Consider the following 5,595-nt stretch of genomic DNA (forward strand, 5'->3'; position numbering starts at 1 on the left):
CCGGCGCCTTCCGGCAAAAGGGCGAGGGCCTCGAGATGGTCTGGGGCGCCGCCCCGTCGCCGTTCGGGACGGCTGTGCTGACCATGACCGAGTACGGGCTCTCCGGCATCGGCTTTGCCGACGAGACCACCTCGATCGGGGAAGCCTTCGAGGACCTGGCCAATCGCTGGCCCAACGCCCGCTTTCGCCGCGACGACGCGGCCATCGCCCCGGTGGCGGCGCGGGTGTTCGACCCCGGCCGCTGGAACGCCGAGGAACCCGTCCGCGTCGTCCTCATCGGCACCGATTTCGAGGTCGAGGTGTGGGAGACGCTGCTGCGCATCCCGGTGGGAAAGGCGACGACCTACCAGAAGGTCGCCAACCACATCGGCCGCCCGACGGCGGCCCGTGCGGTGGGCGCCGCGGTGGGAAAGAACCCCATCAGCTTCGTGGTGCCTTGCCACCGCGTGGTGGGGACCAGCGGAGCGCTGACGGGCTACCACTGGGGGTTGCCGCGGAAACGGGCGATCCTGGGGTGGGAGTCGGGGGTTGTGGGGGGCTGACGGCCCACGGAAGCAGAGGCCCCCTCCCAACCTCCCCCATGAAGGGGGAGGTGCCGCATGGAGTTTCAGGCACAATCTCGTCAAGAGCACTGGCCTACTTCACCTCCCCCTTCATGGGGGAGGCCGGGAGGAGCCCTCCGCTGCGGCTCCATCACCGAAACCCGAGTGAGCTAGATCGCCACCCGCTCCACGAGCTTCCCATCCGCGCCGATCCGGTAAACCACCGGCTCGCCGGTCGCCAGTTCCCGCTTCAGGATCTCTGCCGGCGTCAGCCCTTCGATCGCCATGACGATCGAGCGGAGCGAATTGCCGTGGGCGGCGACCAGCACGGTCCTGCCGGCTTCGAGCAGGGGCAGGATCTGGGCTTCGTAATAGGGCAGGGTGCGGGCGGCCGTGTCCTTGAGGCTCTCGCCGCCCGGCGGGGGCACGTCGAACGAGCGGCGCCAGATCAGCACCTGCTCCTCGCCCCATTTCTTGCGGGCGTCGTCCTTGTTGAGGCCGCTCAGGTCGCCATAGTCGCGCTCGTTGAGCAGTTTTGAGCGCGTGATCGTCACCTCGGTGATCCCCAGCTCCTCGAGGATCAGGTCCAGCGTGTGCTGCGCCCGCTTCAGCGCCGAGGTGAAATAGGCGTCCGGCACGTAGCCCGCCGCCTTGAGCCGCTTGCCGGCAGCCCGCGCCTCGCCAACCCCCTTGTCCGTAAGGTCCGGGTCGCGCCAGCCGGTGAAGAGGTTCTTCAAATTCCACTCGCTCTCGCCATGGCGAACGAGGATCAGCGTCCCGGTCATCGATAAAACCCTTGTCAGTTGAAGCCGAGCACGTCGGCCATGGTGTAAAAGCCCGGCGCCTGGTCGCGCGCCCAGAGAGCCGCCCGCACTGCGCCCTCGGCGAACAGCGCCCGGTTGTCGGCGATGTGGTTGAGTTCGATCCGCTCGGACGGACCGGCGAGGATCACCCGGTGTTCGCCGATGACATTGCCGCCGCGGAGGCTGGCAAAGCCGATGCTGCCGGGTTCGCGGGCGCCGGTATGGCCGTCGCGCACCCGCACCGAATGCGTCTTGAGCTCGACACTGCGCCCGCGCGCCGCCGCTTCCCCCAGCATCAGCGCGGTGCCGGAAGGCGCATCCACTTTCCTGTTGTGGTGCATCTCGAGGATCTCGATGTCGAAGCCCGGCAGCGCCGCCGCAGCCTGCTTGACGAGCCCCATGAGGAGGTTGACGCCGAGCGAGAAATTGCCCGCCTTGACGATCCGAGCCCCCGCCGCTGCCGCGGCGCGGATCGCATCGTCATCCGCCTCGCTGCAGCCGGTGGTGCCGATGATATGGACCAGCCCGAGCTTCGCCGCCCGCTGCGCCAGGGCCACCGAATTGGCCGGTGCGGTGAAATCGATAATCGCGCCGGCGCCGGCGAGTGCCGCGTCGATATCGTCGCCGATGCTGATGCCGAGCCGCTCCAGCCCCGCCTGCTCGCCCGCGTCCTTGCCGATGACCGGCGTCCCGGCGCGGTCGAAGGCCGAGTACACCGCAATGCCGGGCGTCTCGGCGATGGCGCGGATATTGGCCGCGCCCATCCGTCCACCTGCTCCGGCGATGGCGACCTTGAGGTCAGACATGCTTGCTCCTCGCAAAACCGTGCCGTCGCCTATAGCCCAGCCGCCGCGGTCATGCCAGCCGGGTCCCGCCAGCCATCTGGCTGAGAATGTCCCGCGCCGCGGCCGCCGGATCGGCTGCCGCGGTGATCGGCCGCCCGACGACGAGGTGGCTTGCCCCGGCGGCCAGCGCCTCCGCTGGCTCGGCGGCACGCTTCTGGTCGCCAAGCTCACTCCCCGCCGGCCGGATCCCCGGCGTCACGATGGCAAGCCCCGGCCCGACGATCGACCGCACCATGGCGGCCTCATACGGCGAGCAGACGATCCCGCCGATCCCCGCCGCCTTCGCCTGCCCGACCCTCAGCGCCACGAGGCCCGCCGCGTCGCGCGCGTAGCCGGCCTCCTCGAGGTCGCGATCATCCATCGAGGTCAGCACCGTGACCCCGAGCACCGTCAGCCCCGATCCCTCGGCGGCCTTTGCCGCGGCCCGCATTGCCTTGGGGTAGGCGTGGACGGTGAGCATGGTCGCGTCGGTCCTGGCGATGGCCGCGACCCCCTTTTCCACCGTGTTGTCGATGTCGAGCAGCTTCAGGTCGAAGAACACCCGCTTGCCGGCCGCGAGCAGCGCCTTCCCCAGCGCCAGCCCGTCGCCGCCATAGAACAGCTGGTAGCCGATCTTGTAGAAATCGACGCTGTCGCCCAGCTGCGCGACCAGGCGCTCCGCCTCGCCTCGTGTGTCGAGATCGAGCGCGACGATCAGCGTACCAGCCATCAGATGTCTCCGGATTTGCCGGTCTTTGCCACGCGTCGCGCGGCGGGGTCAAGCCGAGGCGTCGCTGCCCTTGCGCCTGCTCCCCGGCACGGGCAAGAGACTATGACGTCATAGCAGTTCGGATTCGGTTGGGTTTCATGCAGCAGCAGGCGCTTTCCGTCATCGTTGCCTGGGTGCGGCTCGAACGCGCCATGGAAGTCTTCCATGCCGAGCTGAAGAAGCGCTTCGGCATTACCGGCCTGCAGCTGCAGGTGCTCCGCATCTGCGCCGAGCGCCCGCAATTGCCGCTCGCGGCGCTGCGCAAGGCCCTGGTGATGCATCCGGCGACGCTCGGCCAGTCGATCGACGAGCTGCGCCGCATGGAGCTGGTGACGGTGAAGACCGACCCGCGCGATCGCCGCGCCCGCCTCGTCGGCCTCACCGAAAAGGGCACTGCGCTCCTTGCCGAGACGCCGCTCGCCGGGCCGGGGCGGCTACGCGAGGTCGATCATGACGCGGCCCGGCTCGATCGGCTGAAAGCGGCGCTGGAAGACGCGGTCGATCTCTTCGGCCTCGGCGAGTGGTCGCCGAGCCGGCGCTAGAGTTGAAGCGGAACAAAGCCGGCACAGACGTCGGCTCCGCCCCAACTTATCCCCGCTTTCCACAGCCGCACCGAATCACCGCCCGAGGATTGCCGTTGTTTCGAGAGCCCTGGGTTTCGGGCTTGAGACGGCAGGCGCGGCGCATGCACGGGTGGATTGTTCGCAAAACGTTCCGCTGGCGACCGTCAGATCCCGCCGCGCGAGAAGTGGGTGAGCTCCTTCACCATCTGGCCGACTTTCCACTGGATGCCCGATTCGGTCGGATTGCCATCCGCGTCGAAGACATCGGCATAGGGGCCGATGCCGAGCAGGGTCGGCACCACCAGCGCACCGACCTTGCTGAGGCTGTCGCGCAGGTGCGAGAGCGCGAAGATCGTTGCGTATTTGCCGTCGCTGACGCCGCCGACGCCGAAGATCGCGTGGCGGAACGGGCTCGGCTTCTGCCGGCTGATCCAGGCGACCACATTGGCGATCAGCGGGGTGATGCCGCCATTGTATTCGGGGGTGGCGATGAAGACGATGTCGTGGGTGCGGAACAGGTCGGCGAGGCGCTTCGCCGCCTCGGGCGTGTGCTCGGCCTCGAGATCCTGATTGAAGATCGGCATCGCGAAATCGGCTAGGTCAAGGTCGGTGACCACCACCCCGGCATCGCGGAGTTTGGCGGACATGTGCCGGCGCAGGACTTCGTTGATGGAGTCCTTGCGTAGCGAGCCGCAGAGGGTGATGGCGGTTTTGGAGGGGGCGTCTTCGGTGGTCATGACGCTAGAGCTAGCGCATTCCGATTGCTGTCGAAAGACACCGAGCCATCACCACGCACGATGTCATCCCACCCATCTCACGGTTGGCTGGTGAGGATAGTTGGGTCCCGGCTTTCGCTGGGATGACATCGAGCTGGTGGAGACTGCTAGTTCTCGAACAGGCTTTTGAGCTTGGCGAAGAACCCCTCGGAGGTCGGGGAGTTCTCGCGCGTCGATTCGCGTTCGAATTCCTCAAGCAGCTCGCGCTGGCGCTTCGAGAGGCTCTGCGGGGTCTCGACGTCGAGCTGCACGTAGAGATCGCCGAAGTCCTTCGAACGAAGGATCGGCATGCCCTTGGCCTTGAGGCGCACCCGCTGGCCCGGCTGGGTGCCCGAGGCGACCTTGACCCGGGCCCGCGCCGCGTCGAGCGTCGGCACTTCGAACTCGCCGCCCAGCGCCGCCGTGGTCATGGCGATGGGAACGCGCGCGTAAAGGTCGGCGCCGTCGCGCTGGAACAGGTCGTGCGGCTTGATCGAGATGAAGATGTAGAGGTCGCCCGGCGGCCCGCCGCGCAGGCCCGCCTCGCCCTCGTTGGCGAGCCGGATACGGGTGCCGTCCTCGATCCCCTTGGGGATGTCGACACTCAATGTCCGGTTCTGCTGCCGGCGGCCCTGGCCGCCGCAATCGGTGCAGGGCTGCTCCAGGATCTGGCCGCGGCCGTTGCAGATCGGGCAGGTCCGCTCGATGGTGAAGAAGCCCTGCGCCGCCCGCACCTTGCCCTGGCCGTTGCAGTGCCGGCAGGTCGACATGCCGGTGCCGGGCTTGGCGCCCGACCCGTCGCAGGTGTTGCAGGTGGCGAGCGTCGGCACGTCGATATCGACGGTGCGGCCGATAAACGCCTCTTCGAGCGAGATTTCGAGGTTGTAGCGTAAGTCCGAGCCGCGTAGCCGGCTCTGGCCGCCGCCGCGCCGTTGCCCGCCCATGACGTCGCCGAAAATGTCCTCGAAGATGTCGGACATCGACGAGGTGAATTCCGGGCCGAAACCGCCCGGCCCGCGACCGCCGCCATTCTCGAAGGCCGCATGGCCGAATCGATCATAGGCCGCGCGTTTCTGCGGGTCCTTCAGCGTGTCATACGCCTCGTTTATCTCTTTGAACTTGTGCTCCGCCTCGTCGTTCCCCGGATTGCGATCCGGATGGAACTGCATGGCAAGCTTGCGATACGCACCCTTCAGGGCGGCTTCATCGCCACCCTTGGGCACGCCCAGCACTTCATAAAAGTCGCGTTTCGCCAATCGGCCTAGTCCTCAGTGACCCAGTTGCCCTGCGCCCCGCGCTGCGGGTACATAGGTATGGTCGCGCGCTCTTACCATAGCAG

General features: G+C 67.6%; 7 protein-coding genes. 2 read left to right on the forward strand and 5 right to left on the reverse strand.

Going from position 1 to position 5,595, the window contains the following annotated elements; genetic code table 11:
• Positions 1–542: methylated-DNA--[protein]-cysteine S-methyltransferase (locus tag JWQ89_RS09375; RefSeq protein ID WP_299640380.1), on the forward strand; the 542-nt coding region annotated here is incomplete at its 5' end.
• 170 nt (positions 543–712) lie between these two features.
• Here the strand turns inward: JWQ89_RS09375 and JWQ89_RS09380 are convergent.
• The 3 genes from JWQ89_RS09380 to pyrF are packed head-to-tail and all read right to left on the reverse strand — an operon-like array spanning position 713 to position 2,899.
• On the reverse strand, positions 713–1,327 hold the full coding sequence (locus JWQ89_RS09380) for a 2,3-bisphosphoglycerate-dependent phosphoglycerate mutase (protein ID WP_299640382.1): 615 nt from the start codon (positions 1,325–1,327) through the stop codon (positions 713–715).
• Positions 1,328–1,341: 14 nt separating this feature from the next.
• Positions 1,342–2,151 (reverse strand): 4-hydroxy-tetrahydrodipicolinate reductase, encoded by an 810-nt coding sequence (gene dapB / locus JWQ89_RS09385; RefSeq protein ID WP_299640383.1) that lies wholly within the window; start codon positions 2,149–2,151, stop codon positions 1,342–1,344.
• A 49-nt stretch (positions 2,152–2,200) separates the two neighbouring features.
• Positions 2,201–2,899: an orotidine-5'-phosphate decarboxylase gene (pyrF, locus tag JWQ89_RS09390; RefSeq protein ID WP_299640384.1), complete on the reverse strand. Its 699-nt coding sequence runs from the start codon at positions 2,897–2,899 to the stop codon at positions 2,201–2,203.
• A 137-nt stretch (positions 2,900–3,036) separates the two neighbouring features.
• Here pyrF and JWQ89_RS09395 point away from each other — a divergent pair, with 137 nt between their 5' ends.
• Positions 3,037–3,480: a MarR family transcriptional regulator gene (locus tag JWQ89_RS09395; protein ID WP_299640386.1), complete on the forward strand. Its 444-nt coding sequence runs from the start codon at positions 3,037–3,039 to the stop codon at positions 3,478–3,480.
• A gap of 185 nt (positions 3,481–3,665) precedes the next feature.
• On the opposite strand, the gene JWQ89_RS09400 is transcribed toward JWQ89_RS09395, so the two are convergent.
• Together JWQ89_RS09400 and dnaJ are read right to left on the reverse strand one after the other, a co-directional pair.
• A complete protein-coding gene (locus JWQ89_RS09400) occupies positions 3,666–4,238 on the reverse strand; it encodes an NADPH-dependent FMN reductase (protein WP_299640388.1) in 573 nt (190 codons plus the stop codon).
• Between the two features lie 146 nt (positions 4,239–4,384).
• A complete protein-coding gene (gene dnaJ / locus JWQ89_RS09405) occupies positions 4,385–5,512 on the reverse strand; it encodes a molecular chaperone DnaJ (protein WP_299640389.1) in 1,128 nt (375 codons plus the stop codon).
• Positions 5,513–5,595 lie beyond the last annotated feature (83 nt).

It is taken from the genome of Devosia sp., from assembly GCF_028290645.1.
GTDB lineage: Bacteria > Pseudomonadota > Alphaproteobacteria > Rhizobiales > Devosiaceae > Devosia_A.